The 24649-nt window shown below is 59.6% G+C and carries 13 protein-coding genes, 2 tRNA genes and 3 rRNA genes; 4 read left to right on the plus strand and 14 right to left on the minus strand.

Features of this window, described 5'->3' with window-relative positions:
* Positions 1-931: 931 nt before the first annotated feature.
* A protein-coding gene (locus KTQ42_RS14630; RefSeq protein ID WP_217346159.1) for an IS3 family transposase occupies positions 932-2175 on the minus strand; the annotation gives its coding sequence in 2 pieces (ribosomal slippage) (positions 932-1830 and positions 1830-2175; 1245 coding nt in all).
* 391 nt (positions 2176-2566) lie between these two features.
* Here KTQ42_RS14630 and KTQ42_RS14635 point away from each other — a divergent pair.
* Positions 2567-2773 carry a hypothetical protein gene (locus KTQ42_RS14635; protein ID WP_217346160.1) on the plus strand — a complete coding sequence of 69 codons (207 nt, stop codon included), beginning with the start codon at positions 2567-2569 and terminating at the stop codon, positions 2771-2773.
* A 5-nt stretch (positions 2774-2778) separates the two neighbouring features.
* Here the strand turns inward: KTQ42_RS14635 and rrf are convergent.
* The 8 genes from rrf to KTQ42_RS14675 all read right to left on the minus strand — a co-directional run bounded on the left by rrf (position 2779) and on the right by KTQ42_RS14675 (position 13186).
* Positions 2779-2891 (minus strand): 5S ribosomal RNA (gene rrf, locus KTQ42_RS14640).
* 193 nt (positions 2892-3084) lie between these two features.
* A 23S ribosomal RNA gene (locus tag KTQ42_RS14645) occupies positions 3085-5968 on the minus strand.
* 280 nt (positions 5969-6248) lie between these two features.
* Positions 6249-6324: transfer RNA gene (locus tag KTQ42_RS14650), tRNA-Ala, on the minus strand.
* A 45-nt stretch (positions 6325-6369) separates the two neighbouring features.
* Positions 6370-6446 (minus strand) — tRNA-Ile (locus tag KTQ42_RS14655).
* Between the two features lie 132 nt (positions 6447-6578).
* A 16S ribosomal RNA gene (locus tag KTQ42_RS14660) occupies positions 6579-8109 on the minus strand.
* Together the 16S, 23S and 5S rRNA genes with 2 tRNA genes alongside form the textbook arrangement of a ribosomal RNA operon.
* 775 nt (positions 8110-8884) lie before the next feature.
* A complete protein-coding gene (locus KTQ42_RS14665; protein WP_217346161.1) occupies positions 8885-10171 on the minus strand; it encodes a Glu/Leu/Phe/Val dehydrogenase in 1287 nt (428 codons plus the stop codon).
* Positions 10172-10318: 147 nt separating this feature from the next.
* A complete protein-coding gene (locus KTQ42_RS14670) occupies positions 10319-11284 on the minus strand; it encodes a LysR family transcriptional regulator (protein ID WP_217346162.1) in 966 nt (321 codons plus the stop codon).
* A 45-nt stretch (positions 11285-11329) separates the two neighbouring features.
* Positions 11330-13186: an ABC transporter ATP-binding protein/permease gene (locus tag KTQ42_RS14675; protein WP_217346163.1), complete on the minus strand. Its 1857-nt coding sequence runs from the start codon at positions 13184-13186 to the stop codon at positions 11330-11332.
* 76 nt (positions 13187-13262) lie between these two features.
* Here KTQ42_RS14675 and KTQ42_RS14680 point away from each other — a divergent pair, with 76 nt between their 5' ends.
* Both KTQ42_RS14680 and KTQ42_RS14685 read left to right on the plus strand, forming a co-directional pair.
* Positions 13263-13685 carry an acyl-CoA thioesterase gene (locus KTQ42_RS14680; protein ID WP_217346164.1) on the plus strand — a complete coding sequence of 141 codons (423 nt, stop codon included), beginning with the start codon at positions 13263-13265 and terminating at the stop codon, positions 13683-13685.
* An 11-nt stretch (positions 13686-13696) separates the two neighbouring features.
* Positions 13697-15265, plus strand: a complete 1569-nt coding sequence (locus KTQ42_RS14685) for an alkaline phosphatase D family protein (RefSeq protein WP_217346165.1) — start codon at positions 13697-13699, stop codon at positions 15263-15265.
* 5 nt (positions 15266-15270) lie between these two features.
* Here the strand turns inward: KTQ42_RS14685 and KTQ42_RS14690 are convergent, their stop codons facing one another.
* The 3 genes from KTQ42_RS14690 to KTQ42_RS14700 all read right to left on the minus strand — a co-directional run bounded on the left by KTQ42_RS14690 (position 15271) and on the right by KTQ42_RS14700 (position 20347).
* Positions 15271-16953 carry a long-chain-fatty-acid--CoA ligase gene (locus KTQ42_RS14690; protein WP_217346166.1) on the minus strand — a complete coding sequence of 561 codons (1683 nt, stop codon included), beginning with the start codon at positions 16951-16953 and terminating at the stop codon, positions 15271-15273.
* 200 nt (positions 16954-17153) lie between these two features.
* Complete coding sequence (locus KTQ42_RS14695) at positions 17154-18263, minus strand: aminopeptidase (protein ID WP_217346167.1); 1110 nt, start codon at positions 18261-18263, stop codon at positions 17154-17156.
* Positions 18260-20347, minus strand: a complete 2088-nt coding sequence (locus KTQ42_RS14700) for a molybdopterin oxidoreductase family protein (protein ID WP_217346168.1) — start codon at positions 20345-20347, stop codon at positions 18260-18262. The genes KTQ42_RS14695 and KTQ42_RS14700 overlap by 4 nt, the downstream gene beginning before the upstream one ends.
* Before the next feature lie 190 nt (positions 20348-20537).
* Between KTQ42_RS14700 and KTQ42_RS14705 the strand changes: the two genes are divergently transcribed.
* The gene (locus KTQ42_RS14705) at positions 20538-21731 is read left to right on the plus strand and encodes a M20 aminoacylase family protein (protein ID WP_217346169.1); all 1194 of its coding nucleotides are present in this window, start codon (positions 20538-20540) and stop codon (positions 21729-21731) included.
* Here the strand turns inward: KTQ42_RS14705 and KTQ42_RS14710 are convergent.
* Positions 21689-23512 (minus strand): ABC transporter ATP-binding protein/permease, encoded by a 1824-nt coding sequence (locus KTQ42_RS14710; protein WP_217346170.1) that lies wholly within the window; start codon positions 23510-23512, stop codon positions 21689-21691. The genes KTQ42_RS14705 and KTQ42_RS14710 overlap by 43 nt on opposite strands.
* 48 nt (positions 23513-23560) lie before the next feature.
* Positions 23561-24553 carry a tripartite tricarboxylate transporter substrate binding protein gene (locus KTQ42_RS14715; protein ID WP_217346171.1) on the minus strand — a complete coding sequence of 331 codons (993 nt, stop codon included), beginning with the start codon at positions 24551-24553 and terminating at the stop codon, positions 23561-23563.
* Positions 24554-24649 lie beyond the last annotated feature (96 nt).

The raw sequence follows: 24649 nt of genomic DNA on the forward strand, positions 1-24649 counted from the left end.
TTAATATGACCGAGAAGAAACAATTTCTTGCAAATAATACCATTTAAAACTTGCAATGAATCAACTTTACAGGGTAATGCGTGTGGTTGGAACAACTTAGTTGTTGAAGGAAACATCGTGACGTTGATTTTTCAGGTTTTTATCACAATCGTATTGCGTGAAGCAGCGATGCGGCATCAACAGAAAAGCTGGCCCGGAAGTGTTTGGTATCGCATCGAAATACCGAAAAGGCAAACCATGCGGTCGAGCTTCCTCGCATGTAGTCGTCCGGCAGGAATGGCAAGTTGCCTTTAAGTTGGAAAAAGGCAACCGAAGAAAATAGCGCGCCAGTTGTTCAAGGCATTTGCTGGCCGTAAGGTAAAGGTGGGCTAGAGAATCGTGGCAGTAGAGTAGGAACTGGAATAAGTCATGAAATGATATGCAACTGGGCCACGGTGGCTGTCGAGGATAAGCTATTTGGCACCGGAAACCGAGGAGTTAGGCTAGACGAAATAGAATTGAACCCGCTGCTCGCCAAGTGGCTACGTTTGCAGCGCAAGATTGAAACCGAAAAAAGCGGCGATGTACTTCGCCAATGATGGGTTGTGCAATGAGCCTGAATTGGCCTGCAGTAGAAGCATTCCAGGCGCCATGAGCTTGTGCCATTTACATCGTTCCTTAACCGCAGCGGCAGCATGCGAAGCAAGCGGCCTAGGAATAGGCAGTTGCTCGCGCCGATGGAGGCAGACAGTCTTGGATCCGCGTACACGTTTCATTAGTGCCAGTCATACGCGGGTGAAATGCCTTACACAAACTTGGCAGCCAAAGTGTTGACCATGGCATGGTTTCGGTGACGCCCGGTGCTGGGAGTGCTACTGCATTTGGATCGCTCTAATCAATATGCCAGTGGTACGGTCCGTGGTCTCGCCCCTATATTCCCGTACCACCGGCGTTAGTTAATCAAAGGCTGTTTCTCTCTGAACATGCGTGGCGGCAGGTACTTTAGCGCGCTATGCGGGTGCTTCGTATTGTAGTGCTCAAACCAGTCCACCAATTGTCGCATCACAGTTCTGGCATCTGGAAGTAATGCCAGCCTGGCGTAATCGCGCTTGATGGTCTTGACCAGACTCTCGGCCATTCCGTTGCTCTGCGGGCTGGAAACCGCCGTGGTCACCGGTTTGAGACCCAGTGCACGCGCAAACGATCGGGTATCAGCAGCGGTATAGCAACTGCCATTGTCGGTCAGCCATTCGATCTCCGATGGCGCCGTGTTGTTTGGACCAAATCGAGACTCGACCGCTTGCATCATCAAGTCGCCCACCAGCCCGGCGTCAATGCCTTTTGTCGTCGCCACCCAGCTCATGACTTCTCGATCGCAGCAGTCCAGCGCAAAGGCTATCCGTACCCGTTCGCCATTGTCGCAAGCCAGTTCAAAGCCGTCCGAGCACCAGCGGGTATTGCTGCTGTCGACGGCTACCTTGCCATCGTGCCTGCGGGTAGAGACAGGTCGCTGACCATGACGATACAGCAGTAAGCCATGGTCCCGCATGACCCGATAGACGCGTTTGTGGTTAGGAGACTGTCCGTTCGGCCTGGGATGCTGATGTCGCAATACGCCCCAGACCCGTCGGTAGCCATAGGTGCCGAGGCCATGAATGACGTGCCGAACGTCTTCCAGCAGTGACGTGTCATCCATCCGGCTGCGTGCCGTGCGGCGGTCAGTCCAGTCATCAGAACGCTTGCGTAGTGCCACGAGATGACTGCGCGCCACGCCAAGGGTCGAACACACCAGTCTCATTGGTCGTCCCCGGGCAACAGCGGCGAGCGCGCAATCCACTTTTTTGCTTTGGCAAGGTCCACTGCTTCCTTGAGGATGTCATTCTCCAGGGTCTTGCGTCCCAATGCCGCTTCCAGTTGCTTGATGCGCTTCATTGCATCCTGCAGTTCAGACGCTGGCACCACGGGCTCATTGGCACCCACGGCAACCAGCGATCCTTCTGTATAGGCTTTGCGCCACTGGAACAGCTGGCTGGCAGTGATACCCGCTTCCCGAGCCACCAGGGACACCGACATCCCCGGTTCCATGCTGCGCTTGACCCATTCCAGCTTCTGTTCCGGGGTCCAGCGTCTGCGCCGCTGGACCCCGGTAATGACTTCCACTTGCTGACTTCTTCCCGAAGGCATAGGCATATCCATAGCAGTATTCCTAGTCGTTAGTTTAAGGAATACCGACGGTCCGGGGAATCAGGGGGCTACTTCAGTCCGGTAAAACTGCTCGCTTACGACATGGTGAGTTGGATGAGCCGTTAAGGTCGTTGCCGAAATTACCACTGAAGCCAAGCTGGTTCAACAGTTTTGAAAACGAACGCGTTCATGATATGCGCACTATCCTGCTTTTGCCGCGATAGTCGGCTGGCCCAAGATTAGTCGAAGCCTTCTGTAATCGAAAGTTTCAACGTTCCACTTCGGCTATTAGTCGCAGAGTCAGTAGGTGGAGCAAGGGAAGCTGCAACAAGAGCAACAATACACAGCATAAGCCGCTGGCTGGAAGACAAAAACGAGGGAAGCTCGGGGAGTCACTACTACGTTGGCATTGATAGTACTGCTGGTGCTGGTGCTGGTGCTGGTGCTGGTGCTGGTGCTGGTGCTGGTGCTGGTGCTGGTGCTGGTGGAGATACACGAGATTGTTCAGGTATCCGGCGAAAGTGATATCGAAATCGATTCAGCTCGACCACCCCATGCGGCCGCCCCAAAGCAAAAACCCCCGACGCCTGCTGGCGCCGGGGTTTTCTAATAACAGCCTGACGATGACCTACTTTCACACTGGTTGCAGCACTATCATCGGCGCAAAGTCGTTTCACGGTCCTGTTCGGGATGGGAAGGGGTGGTACCAACTCGCTATGGTCATCAGGCATGACTTGTCGGTTGTCTGTCGCGCTGCCGGCTCCTCGCCTGGCACACGCCACATCCAACCCAAAGGGAAGAAGCAGCCGCATCGCTCCTGCACTTCGCAGGGGTGATGCAACGATCAATGTCTTGTCTTGCAGGTTGTGAGTATCGGAACGTCACGCACCACACAGCGCCGCTATGCACCATCAAGGTTATAGGGACAAGCCGCACGGGCAATTAGTACTGGTTAGCTTAACGCATTACTGCGCTTCCACACCCAGCCTATCAACGTCCTGGTCTCGAACGACCCTTTAGGGGAGTCAAGCTCCCGGGAAGTCTCATCTCAAGGCGAGTTTCCCGCTTAGATGCTTTCAGCGGTTATCTCTTCCGAACTTAGCTACCCGGCAATGCCACTGGCGTGACAACCGGTACACCAGAGGTTCGTCCACTCCGGTCCTCTCGTACTAGGAGCAGCCCCCTTCAAACTTCCAACGCCCACGGCAGATAGGGACCAAACTGTCTCACGACGTTTTAAACCCAGCTCACGTACCACTTTAAATGGCGAACAGCCATACCCTTGGGACCGGCTACAGCCCCAGGATGTGATGAGCCGACATCGAGGTGCCAAACTCCCCGTCGATATGAACTCTTGGGAGGAATCAGCCTGTTATCCCCAGAGTACCTTTTATCCGTTGAGCGATGGCCCTTCCATACAGAACCACCGGATCACTATGTCCTACTTTCGTACCTGCTCGACTTGTCAGTCTCGCAGTTAAGCACGCTTATGCCATTGCACTATGAGCACGATGTCCGACCGTACCTAGCGTACCTTCGAACTCCTCCGTTACACTTTGGGAGGAGACCGCCCCAGTCAAACTGCCTACCATGCACTGTCCCCGATCCGGATAACGGACCAAGGTTAGAACCTCAAACAAACCAGGGTGGTATTTCAAGGTTGGCTCCACGAGAACTAGCGTCCCCGCTTCAAAGCCTCCCACCTATCCTACACAGATTGGTTCAAAGTCCAATGCAAAGCTACAGTAAAGGTTCATGGGGTCTTTCCGTCTAGCCGCGGGTAGATTGCATCATCACAAACATTTCAACTTCGCTGAGTCTCGGGAGGAGACAGTGTGGCCATCGTTACGCCATTCGTGCAGGTCGGAACTTACCCGACAAGGAATTTCGCTACCTTAGGACCGTTATAGTTACGGCCGCCGTTTACTGGGACTTCAATCAAGAGCTTGCACCCCATCATTTAATCTTCCAGCACCGGGCAGGCGTCACACCCTATACGTCCACTTTCGTGTTTGCAGAGTGCTGTGTTTTTATTAAACAGTCGCAGCCACCAGTTTATTGCAACCCCGTCGCCCTTCTGGCGCAGGCCAGTCAAGCTACCAGGGCGTACCTTATCCCGAAGTTACGGTACCAATTTGCCGAGTTCCTTCTCCCGAGTTCTCTCAAGCGCCTTAGAATACTCATCTCGCCCACCTGTGTCGGTTTGCGGTACGGTCTCGTGTGACTGAAGCTTAGAGGCTTTTCTTGGAACCACTTCCGATTGCTTCGCAGCTTAAAGCCGCTGGTCTCGACCCCTTGAATTACGCCCCCGGATTTGCCTAAGGGCCTTCTACAAGTCAAGAACCGGGACATCCAACACCCGGACAACCATTCGCGATCCGTCCCCCCATCGCATCACACGACGGTGCAGGAATATTAACCTGCTTCCCATCAGCTACGCATCTCTGCCTCGCCTTAGGGGCCGACTCACCCTGCTCCGATGAACGTTGAACAGGAAACCTTGGGCTTACGGCGTGGGGGCTTTTCACCCCCATTATCGCTACTCATGTCAGCATTCGCACTTCTGATACCTCCAGCATCCTTTACAAGACACCTTCGCAGGCTTACAGAACGCTCTCCTACCATATGACGTAATGAATTACGTCATATCCGCAGCTTCGGTGACTGGCTTAGCCCCGTTACATCTTCCGCGCAGGACGACTCGATCAGTGAGCTATTACGCTTTCTTTAAAGGGTGGCTGCTTCTAAGCCAACCTCCTGACTGTTTTAGCCTTCCCACTTCGTTTTCCACTTAGCCAATCTTTGGGACCTTAGCTGGCGGTCTGGGTTGTTTCCCTCTTGACGCCGGACGTTAGCACCCGACGTCTGTCTCCCAAGCTCGCACTCATCGGTATTCGGAGTTTGCAATGGGTTGGTAAGTCGCGATGACCCCCTAGCCATAACAGTGCTCTACCCCCGATGGTGATACTTGAGGCACTACCTAAATAGTTTTCGGAGAGAACCAGCTATTTCCAAGTTTGTTTAGCCTTTCACCCCTACCCACAGCTCATCCCCTAATTTTTCAACATTAGTGGGTTCGGACCTCCAGTACCTGTTACGGCACCTTCATCCTGGCCATGAGTAGATCACTTGGTTTCGGGTCTACACCCAGCGACTGTCGCCCTGTTCGGACTCGATTTCTCTACGGCTTCCCTATGCGGTTAACCTTGCCACTGAATGTAAGTCGCTGACCCATTATACAAAAGGTACGCCGTCACCCCACGAAGGGGCTCCGACTGTTTGTATGCACACGGTTTCAGGATCTATTTCACTCCCCTTCCGGGGTTCTTTTCGCCTTTCCCTCACGGTACTGGTTCACTATCGGTCGATTACGAGTATTTAGCCTTGGAGGATGGTCCCCCCATGTTCAGACAGGATTTCACGTGTCCCGCCCTACTTGTCGCAAGCCTGGTTCCACAATCATGATTTCGCGTACGGGGCTATCACCCGCTACGGCTGCACTTTCCAGAGCATTCCACTATCACGACTGCTAAATCTTGCTGGCTGGTCCCATTTCGCTCGCCACTACTTTGGGAATCTCGGTTGATTTCTTTTCCTGCAGCTACTTAGATGTTTCAGTTCGCCGCGTTCGCTTCACACACCTATGTATTCAGTGAGTGATGACCCTTGCGGGCCGGGTTTCCCCATTCGGACATCTGCGGATCAAAGCTTGTTTGCCAGCTCCCCGCAGCTTATCGCAAGCTACTGCGTCCTTCATCGCCTGTAATCGCCAAGGCATCCACCATGTGCACTTAGTCACTTGTCCCTATAACGTTGACCTCTGGAGTCACCTCCAAAGACGTCACAGGCAAGCGCTGTGTTTCATTTGATGCATGTTTGTTTCGATACAATCACAACCCGGCAATGCTGCTTACAATGAACATGACTGCTCACTGTCTTCGCATTGCGAATTACATTGATCTTTACTACTTCTTCCACTTTGTTAAAGAACGAATACAGCCTTGTTGATTGCAATGATCAAACCTAAGTCCCGCAACGCTGTTGCTGACTTACGTTTGTACCTTGCCACAGTGTGATCAGGATAATGGTGGAGGTTGACGGGATCGAACCGACGACCCCCTGCTTGCAAAGCAGGTGCTCTCCCAGCTGAGCTAAACCCCCAGGGACTTGCCAACTTCTCGCTATGACTTCAGCGCTGCTGCCAACTGGTGGGTCTGGTTGGGCTCGAACCAACGACCCCCGCGTTATCAACACGGTGCTCTAACCAGCTGAGCTACAGACCCCGCACACGATGCGACGCCCCTGCTGCAGCGCCTTGTGTACCGATCACTTCATGACCTTGACTGTGTTTTGACTGTTCTCGTTTTGCCGAACAACCGATAAGTGTGGACACCCAACTATGTGCATATCTCTAGAAAGGAGGTGATCCAGCCGCACCTTCCGATACGGCTACCTTGTTACGACTTCACCCCAGTCACGAATCCTACCGTGGTAAGCGCCCTCCTTGCGGTTAAGCTACCTACTTCTGGTAAAACCCGCTCCCATGGTGTGACGGGCGGTGTGTACAAGACCCGGGAACGTATTCACCGCGACATGCTGATCCGCGATTACTAGCGATTCCAACTTCATGGAGTCGAGTTGCAGACTCCAATCCGGACTACGATACACTTTCTGGGATTAGCTCCCCCTCGCGGGTTGGCGGCCCTCTGTATGTACCATTGTATGACGTGTGAAGCCCTACCCATAAGGGCCATGAGGACTTGACGTCATCCCCACCTTCCTCCGGTTTGTCACCGGCAGTCTCATTAGAGTGCCCTTTCGTAGCAACTAATGACAAGGGTTGCGCTCGTTGCGGGACTTAACCCAACATCTCACGACACGAGCTGACGACAGCCATGCAGCACCTGTGTGCAGGTTCTCTTTCGAGCACTCCCTGATCTCTCAGGGATTCCTGCCATGTCAAGGGTAGGTAAGGTTTTTCGCGTTGCATCGAATTAATCCACATCATCCACCGCTTGTGCGGGTCCCCGTCAATTCCTTTGAGTTTTAATCTTGCGACCGTACTCCCCAGGCGGTCAACTTCACGCGTTAGCTGCGTTACCAAGTCAATTAAGACCCGACAACTAGTTGACATCGTTTAGGGCGTGGACTACCAGGGTATCTAATCCTGTTTGCTCCCCACGCTTTCGTGCATGAGCGTCAGTGTTATCCCAGGGGGCTGCCTTCGCCATCGGTATTCCTCCACATCTCTACGCATTTCACTGCTACACGTGGAATTCTACCCCCCTCTGACACACTCTAGCCGTGCAGTCACAAATGCAATTCCCAGGTTGAGCCCGGGGATTTCACATCTGTCTTGCACAACCGCCTGCGCACGCTTTACGCCCAGTAATTCCGATTAACGCTCGCACCCTACGTATTACCGCGGCTGCTGGCACGTAGTTAGCCGGTGCTTATTCTTCAGGTACCGTCATTAGCCCCGGGTATTAGCCAGAACCGTTTCTTCCCTGACAAAAGAGCTTTACAACCCGAAGGCCTTCTTCACTCACGCGGCATTGCTGGATCAGGGTTGCCCCCATTGTCCAAAATTCCCCACTGCTGCCTCCCGTAGGAGTCTGGGCCGTGTCTCAGTCCCAGTGTGGCTGGTCGTCCTCTCAGACCAGCTACTGATCGATGCCTTGGTAGGCTTTTACCCTACCAACTAGCTAATCAGATATCGGCCGCTCCACGAGCATGAGGTCTTGCGATCCCCCACTTTCATCCATAGATCGTATGCGGTATTAGCTAGTCTTTCGACTAGTTATCCCCCACTCCAGGGCACGTTCCGATATGTTACTCACCCGTTCGCCACTCGCCACCAGACCGAAGTCCGTGCTGCCGTTCGACTTGCATGTGTAAGGCATGCCGCCAGCGTTCAATCTGAGCCAGGATCAAACTCTTCAGTTCAATCTCTGTTTTGTGCCATTGCTGGCAGGTTCCGAAGAACCGTCGCTCACTCAAAATACTGACAGACCGATTCTTGCGAATCGTTCTACTTCTTTGTTGTGAGCACTTGCTTGATATTTTGAGCATCCGGCGTTGCCGCCGGCGCACTTCGTCAAGTGCCCACACTTATCGGTTGTTGGTTGTTAAAGAACCGGGCAATTCGGTCTGCCGCCGGCCGCCCCGTGGGACTGGCCGGCTGCTGCGAAGCGTTGTGTTCGTCAGCAGCAGAGAAAGCGATTATGCGATGTTTGGTGGCTTGCGTCAACTGTTTTTTGCTTCGTTTTGACAATCTTTATCACGCATTCGCCGTGCATCATGTCTTCCATCGACGCCTCTTTCGGCTAGCGCTGAAGCTAGTGGAGGAGGCACAACACGGAAGGTCAGCACTTTAGTGAATTTCGATAAGCTTCAAAACTTTTAAAAATTGATAGTCGCAATGCTTTCCGTGAATACCAGCCCTGGCGCTTAAGATCTAGCACCTGAGAACAGGATGTCTGGAACAAGATCCTGCTCCCAAAGTTAGATATAGCTTGATATCCGACAAGGTTACGAAATCGACAACGTTTAATATGAACACATAAAAAAAGCCCGCACAAGGCGGGCGAATCGGAAAAACAAAACAACACCGACATCGTATTTCCAACAAGAAATCGTGTCAACAAAAAACTGTTCGGGTGACCGCAACAGCTTGTGCAGTCTGTATTCCTTGTTGGTCGACTGCTTGCGCTTTCGGCTCTCAGGGATACAGGCCGCGCATTTCCCTTGCTTGCAGTATGCGGGTGCAGCCCACGATGAATGCCGCTGTGCGAAGCGATACTTTTTTCTCGGAAGCGAGTTGCCAGACGCCGGCAAATGCTTCCCGCATGATGCGCGTAAGGCGCAGATTGATTTCGTCTTCAGTCCAGAAGAAGCTCGAGAAGTCCTGTACCCATTCGAAATAGCTGACGGTCACGCCGCCGGCGTTTGCAATCACATCCGGAACAATCAGAACGCCCTTCTCATGCAGGATATCGTCGGCAAGCGGCGTGGTCGGGCCGTTTGCGCCTTCAAGGATGATTTTCGCGGTGATTTGCCCGGCATTGACTTCAGTGATCTGCTGCTCAAGGGCAGCCGGAATCAGAATGTCGCAGTCCACGCCCCAGAAACGGCTACGGTCACTGATGTGTTCTGCGCCGGCATAACCGCCGACACCGCCGTGGGCAGCAACGTGCTCCTGGAGCGCGGCTAAGTCGAGGCCGGCTTCGTTATATACCGTCGATTGATGGTCCTGCACGGCCACGATGCGGGCGCCGGCTTCGCTGAAGAGCCGGGCCGCGATGCTGCCGACATTGCCAAAGCCTTGCACGGCAATCCTGGCGCCCTTGATGTCCAGACCGGTCTTTGCCGCCGCTTCGCAGCCGACAACGAATACGCCGCGGCCTGTCGCTTCCCGCCGGCCGAGGCTGCCACCGAGGGAAATCGGCTTGCCCGTCACCACGCCGGATGCCGTGCTGCCCTGGTTCATCGAATAGGTGTCCATCATCCATGCCATGACCTGCTCGTTGGTGTTGACGTCCGGGGCGGGAATGTCCTTGTTGGGGCCGATGATGATGCCGATCTCGCTGGTATAGCGACGCGTCACGCGCTGCAGTTCGGCTTGCGACAGCAAACGCGGATCCAGCCTGATGCCGCCCTTGGCGCCGCCATACGGCACGTTGACCGCCGCGTTCTTCACCGTCATCCAGGCCGACAGCGCCATCACCTCGGACAGCGTGACGTCCTGGTGAAAACGCACGCCGCCCTTGCCGGGGCCGCGGGAGGTATTGTGCTGCACCCGGTAGCCTTCGAAATGCGCGATGCTGCCGTCGTCGCGCTCGATGGGCACGTCGACGATCAGCACGCGCTTGGGCCGCTTCAGGGTTTCCACCCAGCGCGCCAGACCGCCCAGATAAGGCGTCACACGGTCAATCTGCTCGAGGTACACGGCCCATGGGCCGACTTCATGCGGGGTCAGATAGGACGGAATTTCATGCTGGCTGGACATTTGGGGTCTCCTTGGTTGAACGACGCAGGCAGCGAACCGTGCGGGGCTTGCGCTGCAGAGACCTGTATCTTATGACTGGCCGCCGCTACGAATCCAATGCCTTGTTCGCATGTAACTATGCGTATAAAACATAGATTTAGTTCCCAGTTAGCCTTTCGATTTGACACCAGCCTTGCCGGAAAGGTGTTTTGATGAAGGCGGCTGAACCAGGTAATCCCACAGCCGGCTAACCACCGGCTTGCCAGGCCTCTGTGCGGAAGGACGTTCCCGGTACAGCCTGATTTCCATCTGCACTTCCCAGTCCGGTATGCCACCGTCCGCGCGCGCCAGCTGCTTCTGCTTCAGTTCGCGCATGACGGCGGACTCCGGCAGGAAAGCCAGGCCATGCCCTTCCAGCGCCATCATCTTCAACCCTTCCGCCATGTCGGTTTCGTAGCGGCGTTCCAGATGCGGCGTCTTGCGGGCATCGGTCAGGATCAGATCCACCATGCGGCCGAGATAGGCATTGCTGGTATAGGACAGAAAGGGCAATGGCGAGCGGATATCGCCAGGCAGCAGGAAGTCGGGCGTGCCGGCGCGGTCGCAGCGGGCATAGGCGCGCAAGGTCTCGTGTCCCAGCACCAGCATGTCGTAGCGGCCGGGATCGAGTTGCACCGGCTGGCGTGGATGGTGGTAGCACAGCAGCAGGTCGCAACCGCCTTCGACGATGGTCATCACGGCGTCATGCACGTTCAGCGCCATCAGGCGCGCGCCGACCGGGCCGAAACCGGCTTCCATGGATTTGATCCATTTCGGCACGAAGGTCAGCGACAGCGTATGCGGCACGGCAAAGTCGATCATGCCGGGCGCCATGGGCCGGTTGCCGCGTAACAGCGCGCGGGCGTTGTTGACCTGGCCGAGCATTTCCATCGCCTGCTCATAGAAAACCTCGCCGGCCGGCGTCAGGCGCGTGGGATAGGAAGTGCGGTCGATCAGGTCGGCGCCGAGCCAGGCTTCCAGCGACTGGATGCGGCGCGAGAATGCCGGCTGGGTGACATGCCGCAGTTCAGCCGAGCGGCTGAAGCTGCGTGTCTCTGCCAGGGAAATGAAGTCTTCAAGCCATTTGGTGTCCATGGCGCCATGGTAATCGGCTGGCCAGCCGCAGGCAAAGCAATGGCGTCAGGCGGCTTCGCTGGCGCCCATCGGATCGGCGCGTGGCGAAGCCTGGGCTTCGTCCGGCCTGGCCTGCTGCCGTGCCCACATCTGCGCATAGGCGCCGTCCGCCGCCAGCAGCTGCGCATGGGTGCCGCGCTCGATGATGCGGCCGTGGTCCATCACCAGGATCTGGGCCGCGTCGGCGATCGTGGACAGCCGGTGCGCGATGACCAGCGTGGTCCGGGTACGGGCAATCGCCTTCAGTTCGGCCTGTATCGCCTGCTCGGCACGTGAATCCAGGGCGGACGTCGCTTCGTCGAAGATCAGGATGGCCGGGTCTTTCAGCAGCGCGCGGGCAATCGCCACCCGCTGCTTCTCACCACCCGACAGCTTCAGGCCGCGCTCGCCGACCATGGTCTGGTAACCCGCCGGCAGCGTTTCGATGAAGTCGTGGATGGATGCGGCGCGCGCGGCGGCGATCAGTTCCTCGCGGCTGGCGCCCGGCCTGCCATAGGCGATGTTGTATTCGATGGTGTCATTGAACAGCACGGTGTCCTGCGGCACGATGCCGATGGCGCCGCGCAGCGATGACTGTGTTACCTGACGCAGGTCCTGGCCATCGATGCTGATGGCGCCGCCATCCACATCGTAGAAACGAAACAGCAGCCGCGACAGCGTCGATTTGCCGGAGCCGCTATGGCCGACCACGGCAGTCGTGCTGCCGGCCGGGATGGTGAAGTCGACGTCGAACAGGATCTGCCGGTTTTTCTCGTAGCTGAAATTCACATGGGAGAAGCGCACCTCGGCGCCATGCGCGGCAAGCGCCGGCGCACCGGGCACGTCCGCCACTTCGCGATGCTGGTCCAGCAAGGCAAACAGGCGTTCCATGTCGGCCAGGCTCTGCTTGATCTCCCGGTACAGCACGCCCAGGAAGTTCAGCGGCACATACAGCTGGATCATGAAGGCATTGACCAGCACCAGGTCGCCCAGCGTCAGGGTGCCGTCGATCACGCCCTGGGTGGCGCGCCAGAGGATCAGGGTGACGGCAACGGCGATGATGGCGGACTGGCCGGTGTTGAGCAGCGACAGCGAGGTTTGCGAGCGCACCGCGGCGGCCTCGTAGCGCTGCAGGCCCTCGTCATAGCGCCGTGCCTCGTACTCTTCGTTGCCGAAGTACTTGACCGTTTCATAGTTGATCAGGGAGTCGATCGCCTTGGTGTTGGCCTTGGAGTCCAGGTCATTCATCGTGCGCCGGAAGTGGGTGCGCCACTCGGTGACCAGCACGGTGAAGGCGATGTAGGTCACCAGCGCGCCGGCCGTGATGATGGAAAACCAGATGTCGTAATGCAGCACCAGGTAGCCCAGCACCAGCGTGATTTCGACCAGCGTGGGCAGGATGGAAAACAGGGTGTAGGAAACCAGCGAGGAAATGCCGCGGGTGCCGCGCTCGATGTCGCGCGTCATGCCGCCGGTCTGGCGGTTCAGGTGGAAGCGCAGCGACAGCGAATGCAGATGCTTGAAGACCTGCAGCGCGACAGTGCGCACTGCGCGCTGGGTGACCCGGGCGAATACGAATTCGCGCAACTCGGTAAAGAGCGTGGTGGACAGCCGCAGCGCGCCATACGCAAGCAGCAGGCCAAGCGGCAGCGCCAGCAATGCCTGCGGCTGGCTGGCGGTGATGGTGAGACGGTCGATCAGCTGCTTGAGGATGAGCGGAACGCCCACATTGGCCATCTTGGCGCTGACCAGGAACACCAGGGCCAGCGACATGCGCCATTTGTAGGCCCACAGATAGGGCAGCAGGGTCTTCAGGGTGGCCCAGTCGTTGCGGGTGCCCTGGTTGGCGGGTGCGTCGGGAAGCGGGGGCAGAGTGCGTCGCATTGAGAGTGGGCTGGCGGATGGTTTATGCTTGGCCCTCGATTGTAACGTTCTTATCCCAGGAAGGCAGGACCGCTCCATGACCGAAAGTAACCAGACCAGACTTCCGCCCGGCATGCCGGCCTTGCGGGTCATGCCGATGCCGGCGGATTCGAATGCGCACGGCGATGTGTTTGGCGGATGGATCATGGCCCAGGTCGACATCGCCGGCGCCCTGCCGGCGGCCCGCCGCGCCAATGGCCGGGTGGCCACCATCGCCGTCAACTCCTTTGTCTTCAAGCAACCGGTGTTCGTCGGCGACCTGCTGTCGTTCTATGCCACGGTCGTGAAGTCGGGCAAGACCTCGGTGACGGTAAATGTCGAGGTCTATGCCGAGCGCAATCGCCTGCAATGGGAAGTGGTGAAGGTGACCGAAGCCACCCTCACCTATGTCGCCACGGGGGAAGACCGCAAGCCGCGGCTGTTGCCGCCCGAGTCGGCCCAGCATCCGGACGGCGCATAACCTTCCAGCGCATGGACAGGCGTTCCTTCCTGCTCAATGCAGCACGCCTTGCGGCCTTGGGCGCTGGCGCAGCCGGAACCACGCTCTGCGCCGCCAACTGGTATCCATTCCGCCTCGGCGTGGCTTCCGGATCGCCGCTGCCCCATGGCGTGGTGCTGTGGACCCGTCTCATGGCCGAGCCAGGCAATGACGCGCCGCCATCGTCCGGCCCTCTGACAGTGCGCTGGGAAGTGGCGAATGATGAAGCTTTTCGCAGCATCGTCGCGCGCGGCGACGCCCTCGCGGCGCCGCAGCTTGCGCACAGCGTGCATGTCGACGTGGGCGGCCTGCAGCCGGACCGCTGGTACTGGTACCGCTTCATGCTGGGCGATGCGATCAGTCCGGTGGCACGCACCCGCACTGCGCCTGCGGCAGAGGCAATGCCGGCAAGAATGCGGCTGGCCTACGCCTCCTGCCAGCACTGGGAATTCGGCGAGTATGCGGCGCATCGCCACATCGCCGCGATGGCGCCCGACCTGGTGGCCTTTCTCGGAGACTACATCTACGAATGGGGACCGTATCAGAGCACGCATCCGGACTCGCCCCGGCGCAGCGATGAATCCATCACGCTGGCGGACTACCGTGCCCGTTACGCGCAGTACAAGGCCGACCCGCATCTGCAGGCATCGCACCATGCCGCGCCCTGGATCGTTACCTGGGATGACCATGAAGTGGCCAATGATTACGCCGATGACCGCGACGGCCGGCTGGACCCGGCCTTCCTGCAGCGCCGCGCCGCCGCCTACCAGGCTTTCTATGAGCACATGCCGGTGCGGCTGACGGTGCCGCCGGCGCATGCCGGAGGCTTCGCCCATATGCGCATCTATGAGCGTTATGACTGGGGGCGGCTGGCACGCCTGCATGTGCTGGATGACCGCCAGTATCGTTCGCATCAGGCCTGCGCGCCGACCGGGCGCGGCGGCAGCACATCGGTCGGCGCGTCCTGCCGGGAACGGCTGGCGCCGCAGCGTACGCTGCTTGGCCTGGAACAGGAAGCCTGGCTGGCGCAGGGGCTGGCCTCGTCGAGGGCACGCTGGAACATCCTGGCGCAGCAGACGCTGATGGCACAGTGCAGCCATGCCCAGGCTGACCGCGAAGGCGAGGGCCGGTTCTGGACCGATGGCTGGGATGGCTATCCGGCAGCGCGGCAGCGCCTGATGCGCGATATCGCGCGTTACCGTCCGTCCAATCCCGTGGTGATTTCAGGCGACGTGCACAGCTTTTTCGCCAGCGATCTGCGCAGCGATTTCTACCGTCCCGCTTCGCCGGAAAACCCGGTGCTGGCGACCGAGTTCTGCGGCACGTCGGTGACGTCGAATTCGCGGCCACAAGCGCGCACGGACGAGTACCTGACGATGAATCCGCACATTGCCTACGGCCGCAGCGACCGGCGCGGCTTCGCCGTGATGGACCTGGCGCCGGATCATGCCACGGTCTTGTTCCAGGGCCTGGAGAATGTAAAAAGCGCCAGCTCGGCAATGACCACGCTGGCGCGTTTCAGGGTGGAGGATGGCCGGCCGGGCGTGTTGCCGGCCGCCTGAGGAAGTTAAGCCGCCTGCTTCTCGTCGCGCAATTCGCGCCGCAGTATCTTGCCCACATTCGTCTTCGGCAGTTCATTGCGGAACTCGATGTACTTGGGACGCTTGTAGCCGGTCAGCTGCTCGCGGCAATAGTCCATGAGCTGGGCCGAGGTCAGCGCGGGGTCCTTGCGCACCACGAAAACCTTGACTGCCTCGCCCGAACTGGCATCGGGCACGCCCACGCACGCCGACTCCAGCACGCCGGGATGGGTGGCCAGCACATCCTCGATCTCGTTCGGATAGACATTGAAACCCGACACCAGGATCATGTCCTTCTTGCGGTCGACGATGCGCACATAGCCGCGTTCGTCCATCACGCCGACGTCGCCGGTCTTGAAGTAGCCCTCAGGTGTCATCACCTTGGCCGTTTCTTCCGGACGGTTCCAGTAGCCCGCCATCACCTGCGGTCCGCGGATGGCGATTTCACCCACCTGGCCAAGCGGCAGGGGCTGGCCGTTGTCATCCAGGATCGCGATTTCTGTCGATGGAACGGGCAAGCCTATCGTGCCGGTGAAGGCATGGTTGTCGGATGGATTGCAGGTGGCGACCGGGGAGGTCTCGGACAAGCCATAACCCTCGATGATGGGGCAGCCCGTCACCTGCAGCCACTTGTCCGCCACCGCGCGTTGCACCGCCATGCCGCCACCGTTGCAGACCTTCAGCCCGGAAAAGTCGAGCTTGGCAAAGTCGGGGTTGTTGAGCAGGCCGTTGTACAGCGTGTTGACCGCCGGGAAGATATTGATCTTGTACTTCGACAGCTCCTTGACCAGGCCAGGGATGTCGCGCGGATTCGGTATGAGCAGGTTCGTGGCGCCCATGCGGGTTCCCATCAGGCAGCAAGCCGTCAGCGCAAAGATGTGATACAGCGGCAGCGCGCAGACATACACCAGTTCCTCGACATGCGGCTCGCGCTTGATCGCCGGCTGCGCCCAGGCTTCGCTCTGCAGCACATTGGCCAGCACGTTGCGATGGGTGAGGGTCGCGCCCTTGGAGACGCCGGTGGTGCCGCCGGTGTACTGCAGGAAGGCCACGTCCTCGTGGGTCAGCGGCACGGGCTTGAGCGTCATGCGGCTGCCTTCGGCCAGCGCCCGCTTGAACGGCACGGCATTGGACAACTGATAGGCCGGCACCATCTTTTTCACATTGCGCACCACGAAATTGACGATGCCGCCCTTCAGTCCGCCCAGCAGGTCGCCCATCGAGGCGATCACCACGTGGCGCACCCTGGTGTTTGCCACCACCTGTTCCAGCGTGGTGGCGAAGTTCTCGAGAATGATGATGGCTTCGGCGCCGGAATCGTTGAGCTGGTGCGACAGTTCGCGGGCGGTGTAGAGCGGATTGACGTTGACGACGGTATAGCCGGCGCGCAGCACGGCGGCCAGGGCCACCGGGTACTGCAATATGTTGGGCATCATCAGCGCCACGCGGGCGCCCTTTTCCAGCCCCCTGCTCTGCAGCCAGGCGCCGAGGCGCTGGGACATGGCATCGACCTGGGCATAGGTCAGCGACTTGCCCATGCAGATGTAGGCCTTGCGCTGCGCATAATTCTGGAACGCTTCTTCCAGCAGGTGAACCAGCGAACGGTAACGGGTGTAATCGATTTCCGCGGGAACGTCCGCCGGATAGGACCTAAGCCAAATCTTGTCCATAGTCTGCCTCGAAATATTGTTATGTATGGAGATGGAAGAATGCGCTGGGCGCCGGACCGGCAGGCCTCTCGAAAGCTGCCGGTAAGCAGGATGCTAGTCGGCAGGCCCTGGCGTCGCAAGCATTTTGCGAAAATTTGGAGCAATTACTCTAGCGGCGATGATTTCCTCTGTGAAATTGCCTGAACTGATAGGTTGATTGCTCATTCCTGGCGGGTCGCCGCTGCCTGGCTTTCGTCGGACGCCATTCTGGCAGGCTGCCCCAAATCGGCGAGTTGCTGATGGCGCTGGCTCTTGTCCTCCGCCGCCATGTGCTTTACCGCGGCATAGAAGGCAGACAGGCTTTTCTCCTGCCGCAGCAGGCTCCGGAAACCCGGCACGAAATCATGGTAGGTCGCAATCGACGCCAAATGCGCATTGGACAGCGGCTCGGCGAACCAGCGGTCATAGCCGGCATAGCCGCCCCAGCTGGCCTTGAGCACCTGGTAATCGTCCTTCAGGGACTGGAACAGCGCGGCCTTGGTTTTCAGCTTTTCGGCGTCGGCCGCATCGCTGTCGTAGTTGGCCTTCAGTTCAGTGCGGTATTTCAGCAGCAGGGCCAGGAAATCCTTCTTGCGGCTCTCGTAGTCGGCATAGGCACGGCGCATCTTTTCATCGCCGAAGCGCGCCATCCAGCGTTCCACGCCAACCTCTTCCACCGCCACCGCGAAGGATTCATTGAACTGGCTGTCGTCCTTGGCATAGGCGACCTGGTGCGCCAGCTCATGGAAGACCAGGCGCGCCAGTTCGCCGTCCGGGTACTGGATGAAGGTCGACAGCACCGGGTCGTTGAACCAGCCCAGGGTCGAGTAGGCGGGCACGCCGCCGATCTGCACATCGAGCCCCTGCCCGCGCAATTCGCCGGCGAATGCCTGCGCCGCTTCCTTGCTGTAATAGCCGCGGTAATTGACGCAGCCGGCAATCGGGAAGCACCATTTGGTCGGCTCCAGCGACAGCGCCGGCGCCGCCACGACGTTCCACAACACGAAGGGACGCTTCAGGTCGGCGTAGAACTTGTAGCTGCCGTTGTCGGGCAGCTCCAGTTCGGCCGCGGCGAAACGACGTATTTCCTTGACCCGCTGCAGCTTGGTCTTGAGCTTGTCGCCGGTCGCCGGGTCGGCCAGCCAGTCGTCGATCGGACGGGCCTGTGCCATCAGGGAGTACTGCCCTTGCGCTGCCTGCATGTAGTAACCAAGCTGGGCGCAGCCGCCGGACAGCCCGGCAGCCAGGATGGCGGCGCTGGCCAAGAGCGCGGTGCGATAGCGTATCTTCATGCTTCTATTCCCGTTCTTTCCACTTCCACCAGCACGTCGTAAAAGGTGGGCGCCCGGCCCATGTCGGTCAGGCGCTGGCTGGTCAGTTCATTGGCGTTTTTCCCGTCCGAGGCCAGCTTTTTCCACCAGATCGACAGGCCCACCACCAGGCCGGGGCGGGCATGGTCAGTGACGCGGGCCCGGGCGATGAAGGCGCCGCGGTCATTGCGGATGCGTACCATGTCGCCATCGGCAATGCCGCGCTCAGCCGCGTCCCGCGGATGCATGTCCAGGTGCGGCTCGCCCTCCGTGCTGCGCAGGCTTTCCACATTGACGAAGGTCGAATTCAGGAAATTGCGGGCCGGCGGCGAGATCATGGCCAGCGGATAGCGCTGTGCCAGTTCAGGATTGCTGGCGGCGGATTCATAGGGCGGGATGTAGGACGGCAGCGGATCGAGCCCGTCGGCCAGCATGCGGGCGCAGTAGAACTCGCATTTCCCGGAAGGCGTGGCGAAATTGCCGTTGGCAAAGGGCGCGTCTGCAATGGCCAGCTTGCGCCAGCCGATGCGCTTCAGCTCCTGCCAGTCGAAGTGCGCGGCGCGCGGGTCGGCCCGGTTGAAGGCCCGGGCGGCAATCTCGTCATCGGTTTCATGGAAGCAGTCGTCGTCGAAACCCATACGGGCCGCGAGCAAACGGAAAATCTCGGTATTGGGCTTGGCCTCGCCCAGCGGCGCGATGGCGGGATTATTGGCCAGCATGTAGAGATGGCCATAGGCGCCGTGGACGTCGGCATGCTCGAGCTGGGTCGTGGCAGGCAGCAGGATGTCGGCGTAGTCGGCGGTGTCGGTCTGGAAGTGCTCCAGCACCACGGTAAACAGGTCGTCGCGGGCAAAGCCCTGCGCCACCTTCGGCGACTCCGGCGCCACCGCCACCGGGTTGGCGTTAAAGACGATCACCGCTTCGATCTGCGCACCGAACCCGGGCGATGCCGGCCGCAGCAGATCGTCGCCTATGGTGCTCATGTTGATCAGTCGCGGCAGCTTGCCCGGCAGCAGATCGGGACGCTGCAATGCCTGCGCATTCTTGGGAAAGCTGTCGCTGGCCGACAGCTGCACGCCGCCAGCGGCATGGCGCCAGGCGCCGACCAGCGCCGGCAGGCAGGCGATATTGCGCACGGCCATGCCGCCGCCGCGCACCCGCTGCAGGCCGTAATTCAGGCGTATGGCCACCGGCTGTCCGGTGCGGGCGGTGCCGCCGTAAAGCTGCGCGAGTTGTTCGATCTGCTCGACCGGCACGCCGCAGATTTCCGCCGCCCGCTGCGGCGGCCATTCCATTGCGCGCGCCTTGAGCTCGTCAAAGCCCAGGGTGTGCCGCGCAATGTAGTCGTGGTCGAGCAGGTCGTCGCGGATCAGGATGTGCATCATCGCCAGCGCTAGCGCCGCGTCGGTGCCTGGCAAGGGAGCGATATGGATCTGGCACTTCTCGGCCGTCAGCGAGCGGTAGGGATCGATCGCCACCAGGATCGCGCCGCGTCGCTTGGCTTCCTGGGCCCGCATCCAGAAATGCACGTTGGACGCGATCGGGTTGCCGCCCCAGATCAGGATGACCTGGGCATCCTGGAACTGCTCGACGTCCATGCCGACCTTGCCGCCCAGCGTGTAGGTGATGCCGGCCGCACCGGCCGAGGCGCAGATGGTGCGGTCCAGCCGCGATGCGCCCAGCCGGTGGAAGAAGCGCGCCGACATCGACTCGCCCTGCACCAGGCCCATGGTGCCGGCATAGTTATAGGGAAGAATGGCTTCCGGGGCACGCGCCGCAATCGCCTTCAAACGCGTGGCGATGGTGTCAATCGCCTCCTCCCAGCTGATTGCCTCGAATTTGCCCTCACCCTTGGCGCCGACGCGGCGCATCGGATGCAGCAGGCGATCCGCATGGTAGATGCGCTCGGTGTAGCGGGCGACCTTGGTGCACAGCACGCCGGCCGTGGTCGGGTGCTCCGGATCGCCGCGCACCTTGGTGGCAATGCCGTTTTCCACCGTCACCAGCATGGCGCAGGTATCGGGACAGTCGTGGGGACAGGCAGCGCGGATGGTCTTGGTCGTCATGGGGATATCGCTTTCGGAGCGTTCAATCGTACTGCAAAACGCTTTTCGCGAGGCATGAAATTTCAGCTTAAGCCTCTGTTTCTGAAGATGTTTTCTTTTTAAAATTGACTGTCTTACAAATGCTTGACGCTTCAATATTGTCGAGCATGCAAATCGGCTATGCTGTCGGTTCAAAATACAGGAGAACATCATGCAGTTGATCGATCCCATTGTCGCGTTTCAATCCGAACTGGCGCAGACCCGGCGTGACATTCATGCCCACCCGGAGCTGTGCTATGAAGAACAGCGCACGGCGGACGTGGTCGCGCAAAAGCTGACCGAATGGGGCATTCCGATGATCCGCGGCCTGGCCAAGACCGGCGTGGTGGGCATCATCCGCAACGGCGACAGCCCGCGCGCCATCGGCCTGCGCGCCGACATGGACGCGCTGCCGGTGCAGGAAGTCAACACCTTTTCCCATGCATCGCGCCATCCCGGCAAGATGCACGCCTGCGGCCATGACGGCCATGTCGCCATGCTGCTGGGCGCGGCCCATTACCTGTCTCGCCACCGCAATTTCGATGGCACCGTCTATGTGATTTTCCAGCCGGCCGAGGAAGGCGGCGGCGGCGCCAGCAAGATGATGGAAGAAGGCCTGTTCGAGCAGTGCCCGATGGACGCCATCTTCGGCATGCATAACTGGCCGGGCGTGGCCACCGGCACCTTTGGCGTGACGCCCGGGCCGATGATGGCATCGTCCAACGAGTTCGAGCTGACCATCACCGGCCGCGGCGCCCACGCGGCCCAGCCGCACAAGGGCATCGACCCGGTGATGACGGCGGTGCAGATCGCGCAGAGCTGGCAAACCATCATCAGCCGCAACAAGAGCCCGCTTGCGCCCGCGGTGCTGTCCATCACCCAGATCCACGCCGGCAGCGCCACCAATGTGATCCCGGACCAGGCCACCATGATCGGCACCGTGCGCACCTTCGACCTGCCGGTGCTGGACCTGATTGAAAGCCGCATGCGCACGGTTGCCGAGCATACCGCCGAGGCATTCGACGCCAGCGTCCATTTCGAATTCAAGCGCAATTACCCGCCGCTGATCAATCATGCGCGGGAAGCGGCATTCGCCACCGAGGTTCTGCAATCCATCGTCGGCGCCGACAAGGTCGATGCCAAGGTCGAACCCACGATGGGCGCCGAGGACTTCGCATTCTTCCTGCAGAAGAAGCCCGGCTGCTATGTCTTCATCGGCAATGGCGACGGCGATCACCGCAGCGGCGGCCATGGGCTGGGGCCGTGCAACCTGCACAACCCGAGCTACGACTTCAACGATGCGCTGCTGCCGATCGGCGCAACCTACTGGGTGCGGCTGGCCGAAGCCTGGCTGGCGCGCGGCTGACCGGGCGCCTGCAGCACGGACGGGACAATGCGGTAGGTCCGCGCCCCGTCCGGCTGTGCCTTGCCGCCATCTTCATCATTGTCATCAGCCACGAACTGCCAGCGCAGGTGATGGTATTGCGCCACCGATTCCCGGTGCGCGATGCTCACAATAGTCGAGTCCGGCAGTTCCGCGGTAAGCAGCGCATAGAGTGCCGCCTCGGTATCGCCATCCATGGCGCTGCTGGCTTCATCCAGGAACACGATGTCCGGGCGGATCAGCAGCACGCGCACCATCGCCAGGCGCTGCTGCTCGCCAGGCGAAAGCTTCTGGCTCCAGTTTTCTTCCTGATCCAGCACGGGCGCCAGGTGCGCGAGCCGGCAGGCATCGAAGTGCCGCAGGATATCGGCATCGTCATAGTTCTGCGCCGACAAGGGATAGGTCACCGCGGCCCGCAGCATGCCGATCGGCAGGTAACTGCGCTGCGGCAGAAACAGCACGGAAGCCTGTTGCGGTATGTCGATCGCACCATCGCCATAGGGCCAGATGCCGGCGATGGCCCGAAACAGCGTGGACTTGCCACAACCTGACGGGCCGGCAACGAGGATGCGCTGCCCTGTGCCGATGGCGGCCGACAGGGGCTGCGTCAGCGGCAGGCCGGAGGGCAAGGCCAGCGTCAGGTTGGCAAGGGTGATGTCCTGCGTGCCGTTGCGCGCCACCGTGATGCCCGACTCGGTATGACGGGCCGCTTCGACGACGTCATGGAAGCCGGAAAGGCGGTTCACGCTCGCCTTCCATTCAGCCAGCGAACTGAAGGCCTCGATGAACCATGACAAAGCCGACTGCACCTGGCCGAATGCCGACGAGATCTGCATCAGGCCACCCAGGGTGATGGCGCCACTGAAGTAGCGCGGCGCGCCCACAAGGAAGGGAAAGATGATTGCAAACTGTGCATAGAAGGTGGATGCCACATTCAGGCGCTTGGTCGTGCGCATGATCTGCCACCAGTTGTCGCGTATCTTCTCGAAACGTCCTTGGAGCTGGGCATGCTCCTGGGGCTCGCCACGGTAAAGCGCGACGGACTCGGCGTTTTCCCGCACCCGGATCAGGCCGAAGCGAAAATCCGCTTCGAAGCGTTGCTGCATGAAGTTCTGCTGCACCAGCGGCTTGCCGATCCAGGCCACCAGCAGCGATCCGATGCCGGCATAGGCGATCGCGAACCAGACCATATAGCCCGGAATCACCCAGTCGCGCCCACCCAGCATGAAAGCCAGCGGCCCGCTGACGGACCAGAGTATTCCCACGAACGACACCAGCGTGACAACGCTGGACAGCAGGCCCAGCGACAGCGTCAGTGAGCCGTTGGTCAAGTACTTGAGGTCTTCGGCGATGCGCTGGTCCGGATTGTCGGCGCCGCCGGCTTGCTCAATCCGGTAATACGCCTGGCGAGAAAGCCAGCCTGCCATGTATTGCCGCGTCATCCAGCCGCGCCAGCGGATCTCCAGCGCCTGCGTCAGGTAGACCTTGTAGATCGCCACCGCGATATAGATGAAGGCTAGGTAGGAAAACCGCCATAGCTGCTGCTTGAACGTTGCCAGGTCCTTGCTTTCCAGCGCGTTGTAGAAGACCCGGTTCCATTCATTGAACAGCACGTTGATATACACCATGCCCAGCGCCAGCACGACCACCGTGGCGAGCAGGCCGCGCGCCTTCCATTTTTCCTCCGATACCCAGTAAGGCTTGAGCAGACGCCAGACCGCATGCCAATCAGTCGGTTCGTTGGTCCGGCGTTTTATCTGCATGGTGTCGATCCTTATGTAATCGGAGGGTTTGCCTGCTTAGTCGCTTGCTTAGTCCACCTTGGCGCCGGAAACCTTCACAACCTTTTCCCATTTCTTGGTTTCAGCCTGGATATGCGCGGCGAACTGCTCAGGCGTATTGCCAACGGGGTCGGCGCCCTGGCCTATCATCTTTTCCTTCACCGCCGGGCTCGACAGCGACTGCGCGATTTCCTGCTGCAGCTTGTTGACGATGTCTTTCGGCGTGCCGGCAGGCGCCAGTATGCCGAACCAGGAGCTGGCTTCAAAACCGGCAAGCTCCCCGCCGGCACTGGCCAGCGGCATCACGCCAGGCAAGGCCGGCGACGGCTTGCTGCTGGTAACGCCCAGTGCAAGCAGCTTGCCCGATTTGATGAACGGCAGCGCCGACGGCAGGTTGTCGAACATCAGGTCGGCCTGTCCGGCGATCAGGTCGGTCAATGCCGGGCCGGAGCCGCGATAGGGAACGTGGACCATATAGGTCTTGGTCGTGGTCTTGAACAGTTCGCCAGCCAGGTGAATGGACGTGCCGTTGCCCGAAGACGCCATGTTGAGCTTGCCGGGATGCGCCTTCACGTAGGAGGTGAAGCTCTTGATGTCGGTGATCTTGTTCTTCTCGGCAAAATCCTTGTTCACCACGAGGACGTTGGGCACGGCAGCCACCAGCGTTACCGGCGCGAAATCCTTGATCGGGTCGAACGGCATCTTGGGATAGAGGGACTGGTTGATCGCATGCGTGCCGACGGTGCCCATCAGCAGGGTATAGCCATCGGGTGCCGACTTGGCCACGATATCGGCGCCGACATTGCCGCCGGCGCCGGGCCGGTTGTCAATGATGACCGACTGCCCCATCGACTTCTGAAGTTCGGCGCCAACGGCGCGGGCCAGCAGGTCAGTCGTGCCGCCGGCGGCGAATGGCACGACAATCTTGATGGTCTTGCTGGGATAGGTGTCTGCGCTTGCCGATGCGCTGGCCATTGCCATCACAGCCATGCCAAGCAGGGATAAGCATTTCTTCAGTTTCATTGTCTCTTCCTCGGTTTTCGTATAGGGGAATCTCCGGCGACAGCCAGGTGATGCAGGCTGCGTCCGGTCAGGCGCCGGCCGGTACCGCATATTACG

The organism is Noviherbaspirillum sp. L7-7A, from assembly GCF_019052805.1.
In the GTDB taxonomy this organism is placed as follows: domain Bacteria; phylum Pseudomonadota; class Gammaproteobacteria; order Burkholderiales; family Burkholderiaceae_D; genus Noviherbaspirillum_A.

Bases quoted from the DNA above. Each gene is read 5' to 3' on its own strand.
- KTQ42_RS14665 (WP_217346161.1), bottom strand. From the start codon at position 10,171: ATGTCCAGCCAGCATGAAATTCCGTCCTATCTGACCCCGCATGAAGTC.
- KTQ42_RS14670 (WP_217346162.1), bottom strand. From the start codon at position 11,284: ATGGACACCAAATGGCTTGAAGACTTCATTTCCCTGGCAGAGACACGC.
- KTQ42_RS14675 (WP_217346163.1), bottom strand. From the start codon at position 13,186: ATGCGACGCACTCTGCCCCCGCTTCCCGACGCACCCGCCAACCAGGGC.
- KTQ42_RS14680 (WP_217346164.1), top strand. From the start codon at position 13,263: ATGACCGAAAGTAACCAGACCAGACTTCCGCCCGGCATGCCGGCCTTG.
- KTQ42_RS14685 (WP_217346165.1), top strand. From the start codon at position 13,697: ATGGACAGGCGTTCCTTCCTGCTCAATGCAGCACGCCTTGCGGCCTTG.
- KTQ42_RS14690 (WP_217346166.1), bottom strand. From the start codon at position 16,953: ATGGACAAGATTTGGCTTAGGTCCTATCCGGCGGACGTTCCCGCGGAA.
- KTQ42_RS14695 (WP_217346167.1), bottom strand. From the start codon at position 18,263: ATGAAGATACGCTATCGCACCGCGCTCTTGGCCAGCGCCGCCATCCTG.
- KTQ42_RS14700 (WP_217346168.1), bottom strand. From the start codon at position 20,347: ATGACGACCAAGACCATCCGCGCTGCCTGTCCCCACGACTGTCCCGAT.
- KTQ42_RS14705 (WP_217346169.1), top strand. From the start codon at position 20,538: ATGCAGTTGATCGATCCCATTGTCGCGTTTCAATCCGAACTGGCGCAG.
- KTQ42_RS14710 (WP_217346170.1), bottom strand. From the start codon at position 23,512: ATGCAGATAAAACGCCGGACCAACGAACCGACTGATTGGCATGCGGTC.
- KTQ42_RS14715 (WP_217346171.1), bottom strand. From the start codon at position 24,553: ATGAAACTGAAGAAATGCTTATCCCTGCTTGGCATGGCTGTGATGGCA.